This is a genomic window from Acidisoma sp. L85 (genome assembly GCF_009765865.1).
In the GTDB taxonomy this organism is placed as follows: domain Bacteria; phylum Pseudomonadota; class Alphaproteobacteria; order Acetobacterales; family Acetobacteraceae; genus Acidisoma.
The window spans coordinates 53,679-74,156 of the sequence record NZ_LMUQ01000043.1 but is presented as its reverse complement, the minus strand read 5'-3'; the positions used below and the strand labels follow the sequence as shown (position 1 = coordinate 74,156).

20 protein-coding genes, 1 tRNA gene and 1 pseudogene are annotated in these 20,478 nt (G+C 60.0%); 15 read left to right on the top strand and 7 right to left on the bottom strand.

Features of this window, described 5'->3' with window-relative positions; translation table 11 throughout:
- Positions 1 to 64 precede the first annotated feature (64 nt).
- The 8 genes from GSQ83_RS12670 to GSQ83_RS12635 are packed head-to-tail and all read left to right on the top strand — an operon-like array spanning position 65 to position 8,006.
- The gene (locus GSQ83_RS12670) at positions 65 to 1,006 is read left to right on the top strand and encodes a fumarylacetoacetate hydrolase family protein (protein WP_158803255.1); all 942 of its coding nucleotides are present in this window, start codon (positions 65 to 67) and stop codon (positions 1,004 to 1,006) included.
- Between the two features lie 10 nt (positions 1,007 to 1,016).
- Complete coding sequence (locus GSQ83_RS12665; protein WP_158803254.1) at positions 1,017 to 1,811, top strand: alpha/beta fold hydrolase; 795 nt, start codon at positions 1,017 to 1,019, stop codon at positions 1,809 to 1,811.
- 7 nt (positions 1,812 to 1,818) lie between these two features.
- Complete coding sequence (locus GSQ83_RS12660; RefSeq protein WP_158803253.1) at positions 1,819 to 2,184, top strand: DUF1636 family protein; 366 nt, start codon at positions 1,819 to 1,821, stop codon at positions 2,182 to 2,184.
- 37 nt (positions 2,185 to 2,221) lie between these two features.
- Positions 2,222 to 3,511, top strand: a complete 1,290-nt coding sequence (locus GSQ83_RS12655) for an amidohydrolase family protein (protein WP_158803252.1) — start codon at positions 2,222 to 2,224, stop codon at positions 3,509 to 3,511.
- A 47-nt stretch (positions 3,512 to 3,558) separates the two neighbouring features.
- Entirely contained in the window at positions 3,559 to 4,593 is a 1,035-nt protein-coding gene (locus tag GSQ83_RS12650; RefSeq protein ID WP_158803251.1) for a substrate-binding domain-containing protein, read from the top strand.
- Positions 4,577 to 6,127 carry a sugar ABC transporter ATP-binding protein gene (locus tag GSQ83_RS12645; RefSeq protein ID WP_254065655.1) on the top strand — a complete coding sequence of 517 codons (1,551 nt, stop codon included), beginning with the start codon at positions 4,577 to 4,579 and terminating at the stop codon, positions 6,125 to 6,127. The genes GSQ83_RS12650 and GSQ83_RS12645 overlap by 17 nt, the downstream gene beginning before the upstream one ends.
- Entirely contained in the window at positions 6,124 to 7,062 is a 939-nt protein-coding gene (locus GSQ83_RS12640; protein WP_158803249.1) for an ABC transporter permease, read from the top strand. The genes GSQ83_RS12645 and GSQ83_RS12640 overlap by 4 nt, the downstream gene beginning before the upstream one ends.
- Positions 7,059 to 8,006, top strand: coding sequence for an ABC transporter permease (locus GSQ83_RS12635; protein ID WP_158803248.1), 948 nt, complete (start codon positions 7,059 to 7,061; stop codon positions 8,004 to 8,006). The genes GSQ83_RS12640 and GSQ83_RS12635 overlap by 4 nt, the downstream gene beginning before the upstream one ends.
- On the opposite strand, the gene GSQ83_RS12630 is transcribed toward GSQ83_RS12635, so the two are convergent.
- Positions 8,003 to 8,398, bottom strand: coding sequence for a VOC family protein (locus GSQ83_RS12630; protein ID WP_158803247.1), 396 nt, complete (start codon positions 8,396 to 8,398; stop codon positions 8,003 to 8,005). The two genes, GSQ83_RS12635 and GSQ83_RS12630, sit on opposite strands and share 4 nt — an antisense overlap.
- A gap of 2,403 nt (positions 8,399 to 10,801) precedes the next feature.
- Between GSQ83_RS12630 and GSQ83_RS12625 the strand changes: the two genes are divergently transcribed.
- Complete coding sequence (locus GSQ83_RS12625) at positions 10,802 to 10,972, top strand: hypothetical protein (protein ID WP_158803246.1); 171 nt, start codon at positions 10,802 to 10,804, stop codon at positions 10,970 to 10,972.
- A gap of 247 nt (positions 10,973 to 11,219) precedes the next feature.
- Here the strand turns inward: GSQ83_RS12625 and GSQ83_RS12620 are convergent, their stop codons facing one another.
- From GSQ83_RS12620 to GSQ83_RS31245, 3 genes and pseudogenes are all read right to left on the bottom strand, one after another.
- Complete coding sequence (locus GSQ83_RS12620) at positions 11,220 to 11,375, bottom strand: hypothetical protein (RefSeq protein ID WP_158803245.1); 156 nt, start codon at positions 11,373 to 11,375, stop codon at positions 11,220 to 11,222.
- A gap of 486 nt (positions 11,376 to 11,861) precedes the next feature.
- A complete protein-coding gene (locus GSQ83_RS12615) occupies positions 11,862 to 12,638 on the bottom strand; it encodes a DUF4239 domain-containing protein (protein ID WP_158803244.1) in 777 nt (258 codons plus the stop codon).
- Positions 12,639 to 12,912: 274 nt separating this feature from the next.
- A pseudogene (locus tag GSQ83_RS31245) lies at positions 12,913 to 13,266 on the bottom strand (GFA family protein); the annotation flags it as partial.
- Positions 13,267 to 14,415: 1,149 nt separating this feature from the next.
- Between GSQ83_RS31245 and GSQ83_RS12605 the strand changes: the two are divergent.
- Complete coding sequence (locus GSQ83_RS12605) at positions 14,416 to 14,631, top strand: hypothetical protein (protein WP_158803243.1); 216 nt, start codon at positions 14,416 to 14,418, stop codon at positions 14,629 to 14,631.
- 64 nt (positions 14,632 to 14,695) lie between these two features.
- Here GSQ83_RS12605 and GSQ83_RS12600 read toward each other — a convergent pair whose 3' ends face one another.
- The gene (locus GSQ83_RS12600; protein WP_158803242.1) at positions 14,696 to 15,637 is read right to left on the bottom strand and encodes a glycosyltransferase; all 942 of its coding nucleotides are present in this window, start codon (positions 15,635 to 15,637) and stop codon (positions 14,696 to 14,698) included.
- Between the two features lie 370 nt (positions 15,638 to 16,007).
- On the opposite strand from GSQ83_RS12600, the gene GSQ83_RS12595 reads away from it, so the two are divergent.
- Positions 16,008 to 16,079: transfer RNA gene (locus tag GSQ83_RS12595), tRNA-Gly, on the top strand.
- A gap of 287 nt (positions 16,080 to 16,366) precedes the next feature.
- Here GSQ83_RS12595 and GSQ83_RS12590 read toward each other — a convergent pair.
- Together GSQ83_RS12590 and GSQ83_RS31240 are read right to left on the bottom strand one after the other, a co-directional pair.
- On the bottom strand, positions 16,367 to 16,558 hold the full coding sequence (locus tag GSQ83_RS12590; protein ID WP_158803241.1) for a hypothetical protein: 192 nt from the start codon (positions 16,556 to 16,558) through the stop codon (positions 16,367 to 16,369).
- A gap of 1,351 nt (positions 16,559 to 17,909) precedes the next feature.
- A complete protein-coding gene (locus tag GSQ83_RS31240) occupies positions 17,910 to 18,116 on the bottom strand; it encodes a KTSC domain-containing protein (RefSeq protein WP_371418007.1) in 207 nt (68 codons plus the stop codon).
- Positions 18,117 to 18,239: 123 nt separating this feature from the next.
- Here GSQ83_RS31240 and GSQ83_RS12580 point away from each other — a divergent pair, with 123 nt between their 5' ends.
- From GSQ83_RS12580 to GSQ83_RS12565, 4 genes are all read left to right on the top strand, one after another.
- Positions 18,240 to 19,157, top strand: coding sequence for an ABC transporter substrate-binding protein (locus tag GSQ83_RS12580; protein ID WP_158803239.1), 918 nt, complete (start codon positions 18,240 to 18,242; stop codon positions 19,155 to 19,157).
- Positions 19,158 to 19,480: 323 nt separating this feature from the next.
- Positions 19,481 to 19,783, top strand: a complete 303-nt coding sequence (locus GSQ83_RS12575) for a hypothetical protein (protein ID WP_158803238.1) — start codon at positions 19,481 to 19,483, stop codon at positions 19,781 to 19,783.
- Positions 19,784 to 19,800: 17 nt separating this feature from the next.
- Positions 19,801 to 20,067, top strand: a complete 267-nt coding sequence (locus GSQ83_RS12570; protein ID WP_158803237.1) for a hypothetical protein — start codon at positions 19,801 to 19,803, stop codon at positions 20,065 to 20,067.
- Between the two features lie 11 nt (positions 20,068 to 20,078).
- On the top strand, positions 20,079 to 20,327 hold the full coding sequence (locus GSQ83_RS12565) for a hypothetical protein (protein WP_158803236.1): 249 nt from the start codon (positions 20,079 to 20,081) through the stop codon (positions 20,325 to 20,327).
- Positions 20,328 to 20,478 lie beyond the last annotated feature (151 nt).

Sequence of the window (20,478 nt, the reverse complement as noted above, 5' to 3'; positions counted from 1 at the left end):
ATCACTGCAACTTGGTTTTCGATTGGGAGCCCAAGCGTCGAGATTGGTCTAGATTGGATCACCAATGAAACTCGCAACAATCCTTCATGAAGGGCGACCGACGGTCTGCGTCGTCGATGTCGAAGATGGGCTGTACTGGTCGTTGGACGAGGCGATCCCCGGCCTACCGGATCGCATAAGCGGCGATATGGTGTCGACAATCGCACATCTGACCCACGTCTCTGGGATCGCCGCGCCCACCGGCGGTGGACGTGCACTAGAGGATGCCCGGCTGCTCGCGCCCATACTGGCGCCCCCGCATAACATCATGTGCGTCGGCAAGAACTATCATGCGCACGCGCATGAGTTTTCCCGAAGCGGGTTTGATGCGGGGTCAACCGCTGCCGACGCGGTCCCGGAATATCCCATCATTTTCACCAAGCCTTCCGGCGCGATTTCGGCGCACGGCGATGATATTCCGCTGTGGCCCGGCATCGATGCTGCCGTCGACTACGAGGCGGAGCTCGCGGTTGTCATTGGCCGCGGCGGCCGCGGCATCGGCCGCGCAAATGCGTTGGCACATGTCTTCGGCTACACCATCCTTAACGACGTCACGGCACGTGATCTGCAGCGTCAGCACAAGCAGTGGTTTCTCGGCAAGGGGATCGACGGGTTTGGGCCTATGGGCCCATGGATCGTCACCGCCGATGAGATCGACGGTAGCGATCTTCGTGTTACGTGCCGGGTCAATGGTGAAACGCGCCAGAACGCGACTACCGCGGACCTCATCTTCGATGTGCCCACCCTCATCGAGACGATTTCTCGATGCGTCACACTTTGCCCCGGAGACGTCATCGCTACCGGCACGCCCGAGGGCGTCGGCATTGGCTTCAACCCACCGCGCTTCCTGGGCGACGGCGACGTGATCGAAGTGGAAATCGCTGGGATCGGAGTTTTGCGCAATACGGTGCGGCGGATGCCTGGCGCCACGCCAAAACCTTCGCATGCCGTGTTGGAAGCGAAGTAAGGAAGCGACGATGATCGAACAACGCAATGATGGCCGCTTCGTCGAAGAACTGGGCGGTAAAGGCGAGCTGCTTATGTTTGTCCACGGCCTCGGCGGCAGTACAAATACATGGTATCCGCAGGCGCAGGTCTTGAAGCGCGATCTTCGTCTTGTTGCATACGATCTCCCTGGCTCGGGGCGCACCTCGCTGCGCGACGGTGTCACGATCGACAGCTTGGTTGCCGACCTTCATGACGTCGTTGAACAGGCTGGCGGCGGCCGTGTCCACCTCGCCGGCCACTCACTCGGCACGATCATCTGCCAGCATTATGCGGCGCGCTATGCCGATAAGGTCGCGAGCCTGGCGCTCGTCGGCGCCTTTCCGGAACCCCCCGAACCCGCCCGCAAGGCTTTGCGAGACCGTGCGGCGAAAGTGCGGGCGGAGGGCATGGTGGCGATCGCCGACGCCATCGTTGCCGCCGGGACCTCGGATGATACGAAAGTAAATCAACCGGCCGCGGCCGCCTATGTGCGCGAGAGTATCATGGGGCAACCCGCAGAGGGTTACGCGCGTAATTGCGAAGCCCTGGCGGCCCTGAGCCGCGCCGATCTCTCAGCGCTGCGCTGCCCAGCCTTGCTGCTGACCGGCGACCAGGACCGGACGGCGCCCCCAGATACGGCGTCCGCACTGGCCGCCGCCATCCCCGGTGCGGAACTTCGCGTGCTGGACGGCTGCGGCCATTGGGCGACGATTGAGCGCGCCAAACAGGTCAACTACGCGATGACCCTCTTCTATTCGCGACAGCGATCATCTCAGGCCGCCTAGTCGGGTCATGGGCCGTATCTTCATCTGCACGACCTGCAACCGCTACGCAGCGCCGCCTATGAGAGAGATGACACCCGGGGAGCGGCTGGCACGCGCGGTGGAGGTGGCGGCCGGCGGTTCGATCGCGGTGCGCATGGTCGAGTGCCTGAACACCTGCCCTAATCCCTGCGCCGCCGCATTGCGCGAACCCGGGAAGACTGTAATCCGATTTGGCGGTTTGGTGCCCGAGGATACGCAGGCTCTGATCGAGGCTGCCGAAATCTACGCCCAAAGCCCCGATGGGGAATTGTCGCCAACAGCATTGCCTGGACGGCTACACGCAAAAGTCGCGGGCCGCGTTACCTTGGGCGTCTCTGAAATGGCGAGAGGCTGATAAGACGGACTGGCGGCCAGAATTGGGGGAAATGAAAATGGCGAAAACGCTGTTCACGAACACGATGATTTTCGAAGGCACAGCCAAAGAACTGTTGCCCGGCGAGGTGCTGGTTCAGGGCAATCGCATTTACGCTGTGGCAGCGCCAGGCGAGAGCCTGCCGCGCGAGGGCGCGCAGGTGATCGATGCCGGCGGGGCCACCCTGATGCCCGGCATGGTCAACACCCATGCCCATCCGACCTACAACAATGGCACCACCGTCGCTGAGCTCACCGCTCTTCCGGTCGAGGAGCATGTCCTTCTCAGCATGCATAATGCGAAGCTCGCGCTAGATATGGGCTTCACCTCCATTATCGGCGCCGCCTCCGCCAAGCCACGGCTCGACATCGTGATCCGCAACGAAATCAACAAGGGCCGCATTCCCGGTCCTCGGATGCTGGCGGGCTCGCCCGAATTGACCGTAACCGGGGGCCTCGCGGACGACAATCAGCTTGAGGCCAAACATCCTTCTGTCTCCATCATCTGCGACGGCCCGGAGGAATTCCGCAAGACGGTTCGCATGCTGATCCGCGAAGGCGTCGACCTCATCAAATTCAACAACTCCGGCGACAGCTTCTGCTATCCCCGTATGGCGGCCTATGACAATCCGATGACCGACGAAGAGGTCGCGGCGATCTGCGACACAGCCAACAACATTGGCAAACGGATTGCAGCCCACGCGCATGCCGACAGTTCCGTGCGGCAGTGCATCAAGCACAATGTCGAGTTCATCTTCCACGCATCTTTCGCTACAGACGAGACGATCGAGATGCTGGAGCGTGTCAAGCACAAGCATTACATCTCGCCTGCCATCGCGGCGCGCTATAACACGACATACGAGGCTAAAGACTGGGGCATCACCACCGATGTTGCCGAGATGATCGGCAACAAACGGGAGCTTGAAGAAGGCATCAAGGTGATGATCAAGATGCATGAGGCCGGGATCAAAGTCGTGCCTTTCGGGGATTATGGCTTTGCCTGGCTGCCCCACGGCACCGAGGCTCGCGACCTTGAGCACTTTGTCAACCTCTTCGGCTTCGCGCCGTGGGAGGCGCTGCGCGCAGCGACGGCCTACGGCGGTGAGGCGTGGGCTGGCAAGTCGGGCGAAAAAATGGGCCGGATCGCGGCGGGTTATCTCGCCGACATCCTGCTGGTCGACGGTAATCCCTTGCTCGACCTCAGCCTGATGCAGGACCGGCACTCTCTGCTCGCCATCATGAAGGATGGTCAGTTTCACAAGCGTTTCGAGGGTCGTGTCTCCGCCGACCGGCAAATGGCCGCGGACTAACCCCCGCGCAACACCAGTAGAAATGGCTGAAAAGGCGGAATCGGACGATGCAAAGAAGAGATCTGATGATGGGCGCGGCGGCAGCAGGTGCCGCCGCCATGGGCCTGCGCGTAAAACCTGCCGCCGCTTCAGATGTCGTGATCGGCCTCTCGAACGGCTACTTCGGTTCGGAATGGCGCAACCAGATGGTGGCCGGCGCGCAGGCGCAATTCGCCGGATATCAGGCCAAGGGCCAGGCGTCCAAGCTCGTGGTCCAGCAGGCCGGCGCCGACGTCAACCAACAGATCCAGGACATCCACAACATGATCCTGCAGGGCGTGTCCGTGATCACCATGGATGCGAACTCTGGCACTGCTCTCGGCAGTGTCATCAACGAGGCGAAGCGCGCCGGCATTCCTGTGATCGCCTTCGATCAGGCGGTGAAGAACAGATACGCGCTGAGCGTCACGGTCGATCACTACGCCTGGGCGACCCGCTATGCGGAATGGATCGCCCATACGTTGAACGGCAAAGGCAAAGTCGTCGTCATGGACGGCATTCCCGGCAATCCGGCCGCCGAAACCCGACGCCGTGCCGCGCACGACGTCTTTGGCAAATATCCCGGCATCGACATCGTCTGGTCCGGCTACGGCATGTGGGATCACGCCAAGGCGCAGAGCGTGATGGCGACGGTCATCGCCGCGCAGCCGCAGATTGACGGCGCCTTCGTGGAAGACTCGATGGGGCTCGGGGTTCTGCGCGCCTTTCAAAATGCGCGACGGCCGATCCCGGTAATGACGGGCGAAGCGCAGAAGGCCTTCTTGATTGCCTGGAAAAAGGAACTAGACAGCGGCACCAACATGCGCGCTTTCGCGCAGCCTAACCCGCCGGATATCAGCCGCAACGCCATCGGTATCGCGGTGCGACTGGCGGCGGGCCGCAAGCTCAAGCCCGTGCCGGACGGCGTCATCTACTATCCAATCCACCTTCAGGTGACCCGCGACAACCTGGATGCGACCCTTGCCTCGATGAAGGATCAACCTGACAGCTACTTTCTGGCAGAATGGTTCTCGGAACCACAGCTTGATGCTTTCTTCACCTGAGGGTCTGCCGGCAGCGCCGCCGACCGACGGGGAAATCGCACCCCCGCTCCTGATTGCGCGCGGGATCACCAAACACTTTGGTGGTGTCGTAGCGCTTGCCGGCGTTGATCTGACATTGCGGCAAGGCCGCGTCCTCGGCTTGCTAGGAGCGAACGGGTCGGGAAAGAGCACGCTGTCCCGCATCATCGCGGGTGAGTTGTCGTCGGGCGGCGGGGAGATGCATCTGGCGGGCGCGCCGCTGCGCCATGCCTCGCCGCAGGATGCCGCGCGCCTGGGCATTGTCATCGCGCATCAGCATCCAAGCCTGGCGCCCGACATGCCGGTCTGGGAAAACGTCTTTCTGGGCGCTGAACTCAGCTACGCTGGTGGTTTCATTGACCGCGCGAAAGCCCGACGCCGGACGACCGACGTGCTGTCGGAACTTGGCAGCCGGCTGGATATCGCGGCACCGGCAGGCACGCTGACTGCCGCCGGCCAGCAGCTGGTCGAGATTGCCCGCGCGCTCGCTCGCAGACCGCGAGTACTAATCCTCGACGAACCGACGGCGGCTCTTGCCGCCGCGGAAGTCGGGCACCTGTTCGCCGCGATCCGGCGACTGACAGAAGAGGGCGTCAGCGTCATCTTCATCTCGCACCGCCTCGCGGAGATCGACACGATCTGCGACGACATCCTGGTGATGCGCAACGGCCGGACGGCTGGTGCCTGGACGACCTCGGGGCGGCTGGACGAAGGGCGCATCCTCTCCCTCATGACCGGCGATCCGGATGCCGTGCTGCGCGAGATGGGCGAGCGAAGGATCGGCGAGCCTGTTCTGCGGCTGGAAGGCCTGCGCGCCGGTCCGGCCGTTCGCGGTGTTGATCTCGAACTTCGCCGCAGCGAAATCGTCGGCCTCGCCGGGCTGCAAGGTCAAGGGCAGGTGGAACTACTGGAGGCGATCGCCGGAGATCGGCGGATCGACGGCGGCACGCTTTGGCACAAGGACCGCGCTGTATCGCCCAGGCGGCCGAGGGACATGATCAATCGCGGCATCTGCTTGGTGCCGGACGATCGGCGGCGCCAGGGACTCTTTTCCGGGGAGACGGTCGGCGAGAACATCGGCTACGTCCTCCTGGCCCTCGCCCCACGTCCCTGGCACCTGCCCGCGGAGAAGCTCGCGGCCCTCGCCACGCGCGCGATCCGACGTCTGCTCATCAAGACCGACGGGCCGGACCAAACGGTCTCCGCCTTGAGCGGCGGCAATCAGCAGAAGGTCGTGATCGGAAAGTGGTTGGCAACTGATGTCGAGGTCATGCTGCTGAGTGACCCGACAAAAGGCGTCGACGTCCATGCCCGCTCCGAGATTTATGCCATCATTGGCGAGTTGGCCCAAGCCGGTACCGCGGCGCTCGTCTTCGCCTCGGATGTCCAGGAGCTGTTGCTGCATTGCGACCGCATCCTGGTCATGTACGAAGGCCGCATCGTCGAGGAACTGAGCGGCGACGCCATGACCGAGCCGCGCGTCATGACGGCGGCTTTCGGGAAAGCCGCCGGATGAGGGCGCTCCGCTACACCGGCATCCTGCCGAGCTTACTGATGCTCGTCGTCGTCATCGCTCTCAATGCACGACTGCAGCCGCATTTCTTCGGCCTGCCCTCGCTCGAAGACAATATCGCCACCCTTACGCCGACCATCCTTGTCTGTCTGGCACAAGCCGTGATCGTCCTGAGCGGCGAACTCGACCTCTCGGTGGGCGCTGGCGTCTCACTCATAAACTGTCTTTTGGCGACGGTTCCAATCTCGGCAGTGGGAGGCCCCTGGGGGCTGATGGGACTCGCGCTCCTCCTGGCGCTGGCATTGGGCGCGATCAACGGCGTCATTGTGACGATCTTCGGGCTGCCGTCGCTCATCGCTACCTTTGCAACCGCGGCCGTCTGGTTCGGCCTGGCCCTGGCCCTGATTCCGCAGCCGGGCGGTGAGTTGGATCAAAGTGTGGGTGATCTCTATTCCGGAACCGTCAGCGGCGTGCCGGTGCCGTTGTTCATCGTGGCGGGCGCGCTGCTGATCTGGACCTTGCTCGGACGCCATCGTCTCGGCCGGCGGATCGTCGCCGTTGGCAGCAATCCCGCGGCAGCGTTCCAGGCAGGAATATCGGTTCTTCGCGTCAAGCTCGCCGCCTATCTGGTCGGTTGGCTGCTGGTAGGCCTCGCAGCCATCGCAATTTCTGCGCAGACGCTGTCTGGCGACGCTCGCGTCGGCGACACCTATACGCTCACTTCGGTAGCGGCCGTCGTCATCGGCGGCATTTCACTCGCTGGCGGTCGGGGCACCCCTTGGGGCGCATTGGTGGGAGCCATCGTGTTAGGCATCGTTAGCAACGTCATTTACTTCGCCGGCATTCCCAGCATCTGGCAGGAATTCTTCAAAGGCATCGTAATCATGTCGGCGCTCGGTTTCATGGTGCTCGAACAGAAACGTGCGGCTGTGGCATGACGGCATTGCGGCTCGGCCGCCCTCTCCTCTTGCTGGCTTTGACGCTGCTGCTGCTCGCGGCCGGAGAGGTCTTGTTGCCTGGCTTCATCGGGCCAGGCCAAATCGCCAACCAGCTCAAAATCGCGTCCTTCCTTGGCCTATTCGGACTTTGTCAAACAGTCGTCATGGCAGCGGGCGGCCAGGGACTCGACTTATCGGTCGGCGCCATTGCGACCCTCGGCGGTATATTGGGCGCGGCGCTGATGAACGGCAGCAATGCCATGACCCCGATCGGGGCCGGCGTGGCGATCGGAGCCGGCCTCGCCGCGGGCTGTGTAAACGGCGTGGGCATCGCGGTGCTTGGCGTGCCGCCGCTCGTCACCACGCTGGCGCTTTCCAGCGTCATAGACGGCGGCCTGATTGTCGGCGTCTCCCTGGCCCATCCTGCGAATGGAGCCAGCCCTGGCCTCGTCGCGATGACGGGGCGGAGCTTCCACGGCATTCCCACCGTGGCCGTGCTCTGGGCCGTGATAGCAGCGATCGCCATTTGGCTGCTGTCGCGCTCGGCCTGGGGGCGACGGCTATGCCGCACGGGCGCTAATCCTATCACCGCGCGCCTGAGCGGAACTGACACAACGCGGGTCCGAATTGTCGCGTACATGATGAGCGGCGGCATTGCTGCCTTTGGCGGCTTCCTGCTGACTGGTTACGTTGGCCAAGCCTTCCTAGGGCTGGGCAACGCCTATGTGCTGACGAGCATTGTAGTGGCGGCAATCGGCGGGGTCGCGCTAGCGGGCGGTCGGGCGCCGTACGGAGGGGTCGCCTGCGCAGCAATCCTAATGACGGTGCTGGTGAGCCTTCTCACGGCCATCAACATCGGCGAGAGTGGACGCCAGGTGATCTTCGGCCTCACCCTCCTCTCGTTTCTTATGCTCGATCGCTATCTCATGCGAGCGCGTCACTAAGAAGGGACCTCTGGTTCAACCAAATCCCAACGATTGCCGTAGAGGTCCAAGAAGACCGCTATTGTGCCATAGGGCTCACGTCGCGGCTCTTCGACAAAGGTGACTCCCCTCGCGATATAGTCGGCGTAGTCGCGGGTGAAATTGTCGGTCTCTAGAAACAGGAATACTCGGCCACCACTCTGCTGACCGACAGCCGCGCGCTGTCGGTCATCGTCTGCCCGCGCGAGCAGAAGAGAAGCACCATCGCCTCGCGGTCCGACAATCACCCAGCGCTTGTCCACTGAGAGGTGCGTGTCCTCTCGCACCTCAAAGCCTAGTTTACCCACATAGAAGGCGATCGCTTCATCGTAGTCTCTCACGAGCACAGCTGTGAGCACCAAACGCTGTTTCATGGTTGTCGGTTTAATCTTCCTCGATGCGCCGGTGCTCTTGAGTGTTCCCGGTCGTCATTATTCAGCCCGATTCGGGTGACTGCCGTCACAACCAGCGTTGTGGAATGCGATTGTCATACGGATCTCTATGTCCGTCGACAATGCGGCATTCTGAAGTCGGCATCCCAACGGCCTGGCCGCGGAGTTCAACCAGAGCGGCGCCGCTCAACCAAACCGTCCACGAACAGGTCGAGCACTTGGCGCGGCTGGTGCTGCCTCCTCAGACCTGCGTCAGGTGCCTAAGCCTACACACGAGATCGTGGGCTGCCGCCGAATGGCTATTCTCCTCCGAAGAGCCTCATGAAGGATTAAGGCGGTTCGCCTCCTACTCCGCGAACTCTTCCCGAGGGCATGAGCATTCCGAGAATTTGACCGTCCGCTGTACAGAGCTGGCCTAACGAAGCTTAGCGATCCGCCCCCCTGTCGAAGCGGAATAGACCACTCCGTCGCGCGTGTAGGCAATTGCGGTGCCCTCATCGTCGCGAACAGACCATCTTGGCGGGGCGTGAGGCTTCATGAAGGTCTCCCGGGTCGAAAGCATCTTCATCCTCATCTGGTGCTTGATGACACGAGAAAAGGGGGCGTGAAGGATCGGCAGTCCCTCGGTCAATGATCCGCCCTCCTAAACGGTGACATGACGCGGCCTCTATCCGCCCCTAAATTTTGCTCGCCGGACGAACGACCCCGGCCGTCATCGGATGTGGCCGGGAGCCCGTCCGATGACGTCAAAGCGCTGATCGAAATGCTAGGGGTCGACAAAGCCCGATGAGAGACTTGCAAGATCCCTGGCACCCCGAACTCTCCATCCATAACCATCCATGTGGATGGAGAGTGTGGGCACTGTGCATAATCTTATTGAGCCCTTAGAATATTGGGGCGCTTTCACGGCGGTCGCCCTGGTGCCGCGCCTAAGTCTGGCTTAGATGGCTGTCGGGTGGGTGGGGACTGGCCAGACGGCAAACTGTTAAGGAAGACAAGCTCCATGCGTTTGCTGCCAATGATGATTGTGGCCGGGCTCCTGAGTGTTCCTGTTTCCCATGAAGCGGCGGCCAGTCCCGCGACACTCATCGTGTCGCGAGTAACTGTCGCCCTCAGCGATAGTTCGATCGAGAATGTCTACTATTACCGTCACCGATATTATCCTTATCGGTACAGGGGAGCGTACTACCGACACCGCTACTATCGCCATGGTCGTTACTACTACCATTGAGGACGAGGAGCGCTATCGGCTGGGCTAGTCACGATGGCCCTTTGACGGTTCGTGGTGTGGGCAGTTGCCGACAGAGCGCAAAGCTAGAGTGGGCTTGGGTTTCGAGCAGATCAACGGTTCCTCAGCCGTAGCTCCGGGTGGCGAGCTCGAAGCCGATAGGAGATCGCATCTTCGCACAGAGCATTTTAGGATTCAGTGGCCACCGAGATCGCTGACTCCGGATCTGTAATAAGATTCATAAGATTCTTAAGTGGCGAGCGTAGATCGCTTGGATCGTCCCCGCCGAAGTCAGTTCAAACACCGGCCAACATGACGTTAACCTCGGCCTATTGTTCGGCTGAGACCGTCTCAGTGATACGTGACCGGGTAGCCTCGATCCGCCCCCACGCCGTGGAACGCTGACCCGATTGAGCAGGATTGGCGAAATCTCAACTCCCAGATCTTGGTAATCCCCAACGGGTGCGCCGATCTGAGAGAACCCTCAGCATTATTGGTGGGTGTCTGAGTTGTAGACGCACCTCAGGACGCTACTGACGGTAAACGAATCCACCAGAGATCAAGAGCCCGACATCCAGACAGCGAAGGACGAGCTAACCCACGACGCCAGTGATTAGCGCGACGATCGGCGCTGCGGTCAATCCCAGCGCAACGACATGGTAAAGCAAACATGGTCGACGGAACATGGTGGCCCCCGCGGCCCGTTCGTATCCTCCGACCTGATGGCGCGGCTTGGGCGGTACTAATGTAGCGCCGAAGCGGATCGACCCGCGCGCCCCACATAGTTGGCGGCGTCCTCGGTCTGCAGCCAGCATGTATCCTCATCCATGGGTAGCATCCGACTCTAAACCTCCTCTGGAAGAAGAAAGCCGTAGCTCGACGGTGCGTCGGCCGCTGAACACTCAGTTGCTACAAATGGTAACCAGAATGCTGCCGTCAATCCGCATGGCGCGGAGGACGATATGGCAGCCGGACGAAGGTGGTGGCGCTTTGCCCGGCCTGACCCCTGGGCGAGGAAATCAAGCCTCTCAGGGCCGAGACCGATCTATCACGTGAAGTCAGCGCCCCGCGCAGGTTCGGGGATCGGGGGATCGAGACCTGAGTGCGCGACAAGGCGGAGGGCGGTAGGATAGCGCAAAGACTGGAGGCCGCAGGCAATGCGCGCAGAAGTCTATCGTGGCTACAAGCTTGAGATCCATCAGGAGGATGGCGCGTGGCTTGTCGAGATCGCCGGCACCGGGTGGCGGAGCATGCTGCACCGTGATGTCGAGAGGGCCCTTGATGAGGCGCGCCTATGGATCGACGCGAACAAGCCCAAGATTCGCTGACGATGTGAGCGCCAGGCAGGGCGCGGGACTGCCGACACACTGAGGGGGTCACATCTGTTGTCAGCCCAACAACTGTGAAATTCACGCACTGTCGTTCGGGACGGTAATTGCGGCGGTAGCGAATAGCTCATCGGATGGCGTGTTACAGTGACGCGCTATCGATCGCCCGTTGTTGCGCCCCCCGAACGCAATCATTCCGGAGCATTTGACAGAAACTCCCACGCTCGCGAATTCAGTGTTTTTACTGTCACTTGATTTCCAACCCCGTGAACTCGAACTTCATCACCACTTTAAGAATGAGTGTACGTAACACGGTCGACGCTTCATTGCGTCCCATTTTTGGATTGGAGCCGCGCCATCTCTGTCCCGGCCTGATGAGTGACTTCTTCGACTTCTTGTCCATTATGGGCTCCTTTGGAGCGGCCACCATAGCGCAGAAACGCCCTCGCGTTCCGACGCTGACGTCGGTCTACGCCGTTCCTGGAGCGTCATCAACCGAGTCTCGGGCCTTCCTCGCGCGCTCGAGGATCACAGCGTAGGCGCCAGCCGAGAGTTCGCCTCGGTCCAGCCTCGTGCGCGCAATTCCGGTCACTCGCTGAAATTCAACCTCGGCTATCGACGCCTTGATCTCATCTCGAGCGGTGGACGGTCTGGCATGCGGTCAACGACCCGCCGACTTGCGCGGATCAGGCGAGGCGGTCTCCTGCTTGTTCAAGCCCTTGTGTATCGCGAACACACCCTTCGCGAGCCACAACGCAGCTTGTGTTTGCTTGTGCACTACAAGCTGGGTGATCCTGGTCACGACCAGTGATATCCAGGCCTTGATGGCCGCGACCCGCCCTGCCGCGAGGCGACGTCCTGCGCATCATGCGTAGAAATCCACCGGCATCTATCGAACGGACTGAGCAAGCTCTGTAATCTCATGAAGCGTATGGAGGAAATGGCCTGGCGGAAGCGAAAGCGCACCCTCGAACGGAAAATCGAGCAAATGGATTAGGACCAGAATAGCCGCAACCGCCGCCGCAAAAGTCGCTGAGAAGCTCACGAGTGCCCGACCGCTCTCGACCCCTGCCATGCTGACAAACACGGCGAGGACAACCCCGAACGAGATCAGAAGTGCCCAGAGAAATATTGGCACGCCGCTGCCGAGCTGAAAGGTTCTAATCGTCCTCTGCGTGTGCGCCTGTTCTAGATAGCTGAGAATTTCTTGCCGAAGGCCGAGGTCAGCGGCATCCGCAGGGTGCAGCCGCGCCGTCGTAACGATGGCTGAGTGCAGCATGTCATCGACGCTGACGTCCTCACTCCGGGACGAGAACATCAGCGGCCATTCCTCATAGATGACCCCGTCGACGTAGACCTGTTCCGCCTTCAAAACTGCATAGGCCTGAGCTGGCGGCAGCGCCGAAGCTAGCACGCCCGCGTCTTCAAGCGCACTGCATTCCAGCTCGATAGAGCTTGCGGCAGCGTTGTAGTCGCTCCACACCTCACTGAATACAAAGGCAAGCAGAACGGCAAAGATCACCCCTAGCTGTAGGAAAATGGTCGTTCCTACTTCCTGATGTCGCCGTCTGACATCCACACGGACGCGGCGGTGAACAAGCGCGCCGGCCATGCCAGAGAGAAGCGTGCAACCGAGTATGATGGCGAGAGCGATCGTCAGCGACATGTTTCGCCTTTAGCATGGGCTGGAGGCGAAATCACTGCACGCCGTCTTGAGTTCGACGCGACCATACCCGCGGATCGAGCCCAAACCATAACGTCACCGCCAAACCAATGACGGCTAGGATGGCAGCCTGCACGAGTGTAAACTGATGAAGCACCTTGAAGATCGGACCGTACGTCAGACCGTGGATGACGGCTGAGCGCTATGAGCGCTATCCAGTCCGTCATCCCGTCGCCTTGGCAAGAGTGGTAGTGGTGGGCGAATACCGACAAGTGGCTCACGCGCGAGTCGCCTTCTGTCGTTCGCGTGGATTGCCTATCGCGGCGTCGCGAACCCGCGAATAGCCGTCCACGTGAGGCAAGGTGTCAGCGAACTCCACCCAAGGGAGCCGCAGTCCCCAATAAGCATGAGCCTCTGGATGAAATATCTCAGGGTGATCGAAGAAGCCGATCGTTACATAAAACTCGTCAGGAAGTGCCCGGTCACAGTAGCCGATCGAGGTTCCGCAAGTCGCGCAAAATGTCCGAACAACACCGTCCGCCTTTGAGAAGGTTTTCGGTTGTCCCCGCGTAATGTGGAACTGCCCAGGCCTAACTCCGACCCAAATGGTCAAAGGGCTGCCGATCGCGCGGTGGCAGTCGTCGTCATTACCTAGAAGGGCTGACCACGCAGCTCAGCGACAATCTCACCGCAGAAGCATGAACCGCTCTCGACATGCTTGCTCGTCATGGGTCGCCTCCTGCAGTCTCACTCCTGCACCGCCGCCCATTCTACGCGATGACTCGATGCCGGCTTCCTCGAGGGCCAACCGGATCGCGGCCACCGTTCTCTCATACAGGCCTTCGCTAGACGAGCGGGCAGATCTTCCGGCGCCAGCGAGAAACCTACTTGCCTTCCTGCGCTTCAAATTTTGGTTCGACACCACGTTCCTTTGGCCACTCTTTGCCGGAGGCCAGCTCACTCGCAAACCGAGCCTTGGCTTGTCGCCCAGCTCCCCAATCGCAGCAGATGCTTCATAAGGATCGAGCAGCCGGCGAAGCTCGGCGGCACAATCTTTCGCCCGCTGCTGCCAGTGAGCTTCCCTCTCGCGTTCTCGATCGTGATGAAAGGCAAGGACGTTCCACAAAGAGACTTGAAGACGAATGAAGGCCGCGCCGCGGGCGTCAATCTGTCCAGGAGATGGCGTAGAGGGAAAATGGTATTGCCCTCTTATGTATGGCATCGGCCGCTCGATTCAGTTCAAAGGGAGCATATTTGGGTCCGCCCCACAGTAAGAGCTCCCGTGGATGGCTTGACAGGAGGTTAGTGGGAGTGTCGGGCAGGGTCCAAACGGCGGTAGAAGCCAGGTCGTCCCCTGACGCGTAGATCTCCAGGCCGTTACCAGAAGTTCGAGGCGGAAGATCATCGCCTACTTCGTCGCCTTCTGGTGTTCGCGCCGTCCTCTGACAGCACACTCGCCTCCGATACGCTGCGCTTCGAGCAGTGCAGGCCCGACCATGCAAGGCGGCGGCCGGCCTCTCCATGTTCTGAGGGACGGTCGGGGGCCCCCGCCATGTTCTATCGCCATTTTGTCAATCATCCCCGGCCCGACCCCGTGACTATAGAAAAGTATAACGGGACATGATGGCATCCGCGGGCCGTTCTTGAGGAACATGGGCCTCTCGGGCACGACCAACAAGTCAGCTGCCGGTGTTACGATTTGTAGCAACTGATGCACGGAGGCCGTTACAAACAGCGGTCACCGGTTCCATTCGTCATCTGCGGACGGACGAGGATCTGGATGATACGAAACAGCGTCGATGTGGTGAATGCTCTCGGCGGATATCACACCCTCTCCACAGCGCTCAAATTGCACTGGCGGGCGGTCTACAACTGGACGCGGCCTGAACGTCGGATACCTGAGGAAATGCGGCATCACATTGCCGCCGTTCCTGGGGCTGAGCAAGCCGGCGTGACAATGGCCGTTCTCGCGTCATTGCCTTTTAATCCCAAGTAGCGTGCTCGGGAGCGGCCCCTGGATATGGCGCCGCCACGAGGCGCGTGGCCCAACTTACTTTGCGTTATCGAGATGAGATGGCACTCGAACTTTGAAGTGCATCCAGGAAGCGCCGCATTGACGCGGCGCTGCGATATTTTCGCAAGACGTTGAGGCGGAAAGGGATTTCATACCAAAGGGCCCACGGCGCCGCCGGCCGGCCCAGGTTGCGCCGGATGTTGCTCAGATAGCGAACATCCCTTCTATCGTTGCGAAAGGCCGTTATCGGCAGGAATTTGCGACGGCCACAGTAGTGTCTGACTGCCGCGTCCTTCCAGGCGCCGGTGAACTTCGCACCAGCCTGCATGTTATAAGTCACTGGCAACTTGAGCCATGCTTTTCTGAAGGTATAATTGAGGGCACACTGATCGATTGATGTGCAATCGACCTTGTAGAGACAGGCTATGTCGTGTTGACTAAGAGCCTTGGAATAATTCGCAGGAAAACTTGCGCCTCTCCAGTTTTCCGATGCAAAGATCATGAAGCCCGCGTTGAAGTAGTCGCCGACGTCAAAGCTCTCCGCCGCGGCATCCGACCATTTGGTATTTCGAAGCGCCCCAGTTTCGCTCAAATCCATGTCGGTCACCGCAGCGACAGGCGAATTGCCAAAGACAATGCTTCCGATTTTGAGGTCGCCGAAAACCAGAACGTCGTTGTCAAGATAAATGACGCGATCATAGTGTTCAATCAGCTCTGTGACGGCTGAGAGCTTGAGGAGGGTGGGCGTCGTCACATGGCCGAAAGTCGAATGAGCCTCGATTTCAGGATTGTTTATTTGTCTGAAAGTCACGTTGGCTCCGAACGCAGTGAGCGTTGCGCCGAATTTGTCCGAAGGATCTGGCATAAATTTGTAACAATAGACGTGAATACTACAGGCTGTGGGTTGAGAAAGAACGAGAGACATCGCGGAATGCTGGAGTAGTTCGTAACCGTTTTTGTCAGTCACATAGACAAAGGCTGATGTCATCAAGCTATCGCCTTTGTTATGGAGAGAAGCGAGGCAACATGTTCAACCTCGAGCTACCAATAGGGTGAGAAGACCGGAGGCATTCCGCAAGCCCGCGTCCGGAGCCAAGCCTCATCTTTTATTGCGCGCGTATACCTCGAAATGCTGAACTCTCAGTCTGCTGCCGGAATAGCTCGCCAGCGCCTTACTCGCATTGGAAGCACCACGACTGCGCCAAGACACCAGCCTGTGGCGGGCCGCGTCGCCGCCTCCGTCCCTGGATTTTCGCCTTGGATAGGCTGCTCTCGAGGAGCTTCGGCGGAAGAGTGCTGATGATCGAGGCAATCGCCTTTAAATTCTGTTGCTGAAAACTTACGTATCGATGATCGATGTGGGTGTAGCGACAGTGGTCTTGCGTCGGTCGCCCTGACCGAAGGTGTCGGTTCGATTCCGGCCGCCCGCTTAGGCGGGGCGTCGAGAAGGCTAACTTGCGATGCGCAGTTACGCTTTGTTGCGTTTCTACATCCGAAAAGCGAAGTGTAGGAAACCGAGGAGCAAGCGTAAGCATTTGCTGTTCGGAAGAGTTTACCCACTTTTAGGAAAAGAGACCTTCCTATCCCAGTTGGTTGCGGTCGGTGAGAGCCCGACATGATGAGAGCGGACCAGGCAGGGTGCGGGTCGAGCCAAACTTCGGACTCGATTGCCGCCCGATGTCATGCGGCGCCTAATTGTGAGAGGTAATCGGAATCTTCAACCGTGGCGAAGGGCAGCCCTATCCGCTTCTCGCGTCAGGATCACCGCGAGTTCTAGAGCTTTGGCATGGGGAAACGCTAGTTCAATTGTGAGACCGCCCGCGTCAAGCTTGATCAGAATCACCTTGCCGTCCTTAGTCGCGGCAGAGCCGATAATGTTGTCGATGGCGAGGGCAGCTGTTTCATCCATCGCATTTGTCCTTACGACCTCCGGAACTTGGACAGCACGTAAGCAACTTCAATGCCGGGCGGCGGACGCAATCAGCTTGCTCGCGTTTTGAAACTCTTCGTTACTTGGCAAATTTCTCTTGTGGTCGGTTGCCAAGTAGCGCCGGCGGGGCCGCCAGTGACATAATCATCAGCGAAGGTAGAGGGTTGGGAGACGGTTAGATAAGACGTCGGGCAACTTCGTAGGGTGTCACCGGGTCAGCACTGCCAGGAGGGCGGCGGCAACGGGCTCGTTTTGAGGCGCAGAAAGCGGTGATTGGAAACTGCTGGCAGAGTTCTAAGCCGGAGAGCAGCCAGGTCAGTGTGAATCCCGCCGGTCTTTATTGTAGCGGCACCAAATACCGCGATCCACAGGCCGTACTTTTTCGCAGGGAGCGCAAGCGGCGGCCGAAACCTAACCGACGCCTTCGGCTAGGAAGGCCGCTGGGCAAACCCACTCTGCAACGCCGACTTCAATGTATGGACGTAGGTCCTGCGGGACCCGGCTGAAGCCTCGAAACGCCAAGCGCTCGTCAGTGGCGCCCTCCTCATGTTCACAGCATAACTGATAGAGCCGGCATATCGCCGGAAAGCGATTGCGCAGCACCGTAACTCGTTCCACTATAACGAACGACGGCGCTGACTTCGTCGCGCCGTCGTTCCTCCCTAAACTTGGCGGCGCTCACAAGGCGTCGTCCTTTTCGGGACGCGAACAGGGCCACAGTGGCAGCCGCGGAGCAAGCGCAACTCGTCTACTCTTAAGTGACACTTTCCGCCACGTGGCTTCCGCTTGGGTCGGCTCAGTCAGCGGCTAGCCGAGCTCGCCATGTCGGGTGCCACGCTGCAGGCACCGGTCCGGGCCGTGCTAGACGGCGAGTGAAGCTGCCGCACAAATCATAGTCGGCTCCATCTCAGAATGTGCCGAGACTTCTGATTGCCGGCCTTGCTGAAGACCTCATCGTTTGTGACGCGGACAACTTCATTTCCTCGGTGACCGTAGAGAACGCACCCTCTCATCTAATTCTCAATCCTCTGGAAATACGACGCTAAGATTCATTATTGTGCTCAGGGTTCTTCGCGGCCTGTTCCAGGCTCAGCTCGAGTAGCCGCCTAATTGCTTCCGGCCGCGTTAGGGGTTCTTTTTGCCAAGCGATCCATGAGTCGAGCTTACTCAGGTGCGGAAGGTGCAGACGGACGCCGATCAGCGTTCCCTTGCCGGAAAGTGCCGCCTTCCGCACCATCAAGTAGCTGCAACTAATCTTAGCATTCAGCTGTGCTACTACAACCAGAGAGAGCAAACAAGTCAAAAGGAAGCATAGAAAAGTGTGCGGCGGCTATCCTCTCATATAGGAATAGCGGCCTCTGATGTTCAGCTCGAAATAGCGGCTCTTCGATACGGCGCTCAGCAGGTTCTCGAAGATACTAATCGGCACGCTCTCATACGTGTAATTCGCAGCGCTATCTCGGAACCACACTTGAAGTTGGTGCGTTTCGTTATCGTATTCGGCCTGTGAAATCGCTGAGTCCTGGAATGCGGGCATAGCCATCAGATGGCGTGCCCCCAAGTGCACGCAACACAATCTACCGCGATGAGGGAGGATTACATGTGACTGGAGTGGTGAGCAGGAGGGCCTTGCGAGCGTTGATTCGCTGCGCGGGCCGTGGTGGCGAGCGTCCAGATGGTCGACAGAAAAACTCTGGAAAACGTCCTGCAGATGCAAGCATGTGACTCAACCTCATATTTCACTATTGTAATCCCTCAGTGTTTTTTGGCAATCGACCAAATGTACTCGCCGCGCCGTCACCTTTTACGCCAGACGTATTGTGCCGCCGTGGCCGCCGCGCTGCTGCCGCTGGGTTCCGTGGCGCTCGCGGTGCCGACGCTGCGCACGCTGACACCAGGTGTCCTCCGCATAGGCACTTATTTCACAAATCCGCCCTTCGAGTATGTGTCCGAGGGCGAGAAGGTAGGCTTCGAGGTGGATCTCATGAGCGAGGTCGCGTCTCGGCTCGAGCTGCAGCCACAATTCGTCGACACGCGGTGGGAAGTCATCATGGAGGAGATGGCGGAGCGCCGCTTCGACTGCATCGTCGGCGGCATCACGATCACCCCGGGCCGTCGACGGCTGCTCGCTTGGTCCGCTCCGTTCATGACGACAACGCTCAGCCTTATAATCGACGCCGCCCGGTCGCCGGGGATGACGGGTTTTGCTGATCTGAAGGGCCGAACCATCGGCGTGCAAGCGGCCACAACTGATGATACTACAGCGGTGGCGATGCGCCGAGCTGGCAAAATTGGCAACGTCCGGGTCTATCAATTCTCGCAACTGACGGAAGCGATCGCGGACCTCCGTGCAGGTCGCATAGCGGCGGTGATGAAGGTTTCGCCGGCCGCTTCTTGGTTTGTTCGAAAAACGCCAGGTCTGCGTATTCTCGGGCAGATCCCGGACGACCCGCAACCTCTCGGGATTGGCTTCAACCGTGCCAATTCCCCACTTGTCAACGCTTTAGACGGCGTTTTAGCCAAGATGCAGCGAGACGGCGGCTATGCGACGATTGCGAAACATTGGAGGGTGAGCTAGCCATCGTTTGGCCGAATGAGTTACCCCTGCAACGGCTGTCACCCTGCCATCGCCCTATCAAGATGGCGAAGGCCAAGATACTGATATTTCGGTTTTCGCCTAAACAGGCGGCCGCAATCTCGTCAGCGAAAGCACCGAATTCGAGGTCTTACTTCCGCAAGGCCATTTCGTTCACACACTGCGCAGGATCCAGGGCTTGCGCGGTCCGTCCGACAGCTGTTGGTTTAACTTGGATCGAGATACGCGCTCTGCCGGTTGCAGGCGGCGCCGGCATTTCTTCATCTAAGAAGACGGACAGTGCGAATTGAGGAAGGATAGCGCGCATGAGCGGCAAGCAGGCGGACCTCGTGAGCGTCGAGCTCGCGGCACGGGCTATGGTGGCGACCGTCCGCTCAGTCGTCAGAGAGACCCTCGAAGACATTCTGCAGATGCAAGCGTGCGTTTCAACGGCTTCGGCTGAGAGCCACGCTTATGCGGCGTTGGATGACATGTTGATTACTCGGCTTCCTGCTCTCGTGGAGGCCCATGACGCCCTGGCTGCAGCTCTCAACGCTGCCAAACCGCAAGCGCCGGCGATCTTGTCGCTCGTCACTGAGCAGCCCGCGCAATCGCCGTCAGCAACCTGAGCGAAGGACCCTGGTTTATGACCTCCGACTTCGAGCATGTTGACGAAGACCTGACGATCACGGAACTGGGCGAGCAATTGGGTCGTGGGTTCGCGGAGGCCGACCTGAGCACGTTTGAGGCTTTGCTTCTCGGTGCTGCTGACGCGCTGTTGCAGGAGATGGCCGAGGGCGGGGAAGACGAGGAGGTTGCCAATGCCGCAGTTGATCGGTTCAGAGCTGCCGCTCGGGCCGAGTGGACGCGGGTCTCCACGGCGGTCAGGAACCTCACGCCTGGCAGAGCTTAGCTGAGGGCGCGATGACACCGGAGCTCGAGATCGAACTACGAACGACGGTCGCGAGCCTGCGCGTGAAGACCTCCTGCCAGGAGCTGCCGACCATGGCGCGCCTGCCCACGCTTGGGGCAGCACAGAAGGCCGCGATACACGGGTGCCTAGACGCCATGGGAGACGGCAAGGTGGTCCCTTCCCGGCTCGTCGATCCAGGCCGGGTTGAGAGTGAAACGGCGCAGTGGATTGAGATGATGCGGAGAGCGCTGGACGGCTAGTTTCACGGCTGACCGTCCGCCTCGATCACTAGGGGTGCCAGATCTGCGAGCTCTCTCGTGACGTTCACCGCGTGGCTATAACGAGTACCAGGTCGACCCGCTTCGCCAGGTCACGCGAAGGGGAATGACCGGTAGGCTTCTCTGCAGCGGC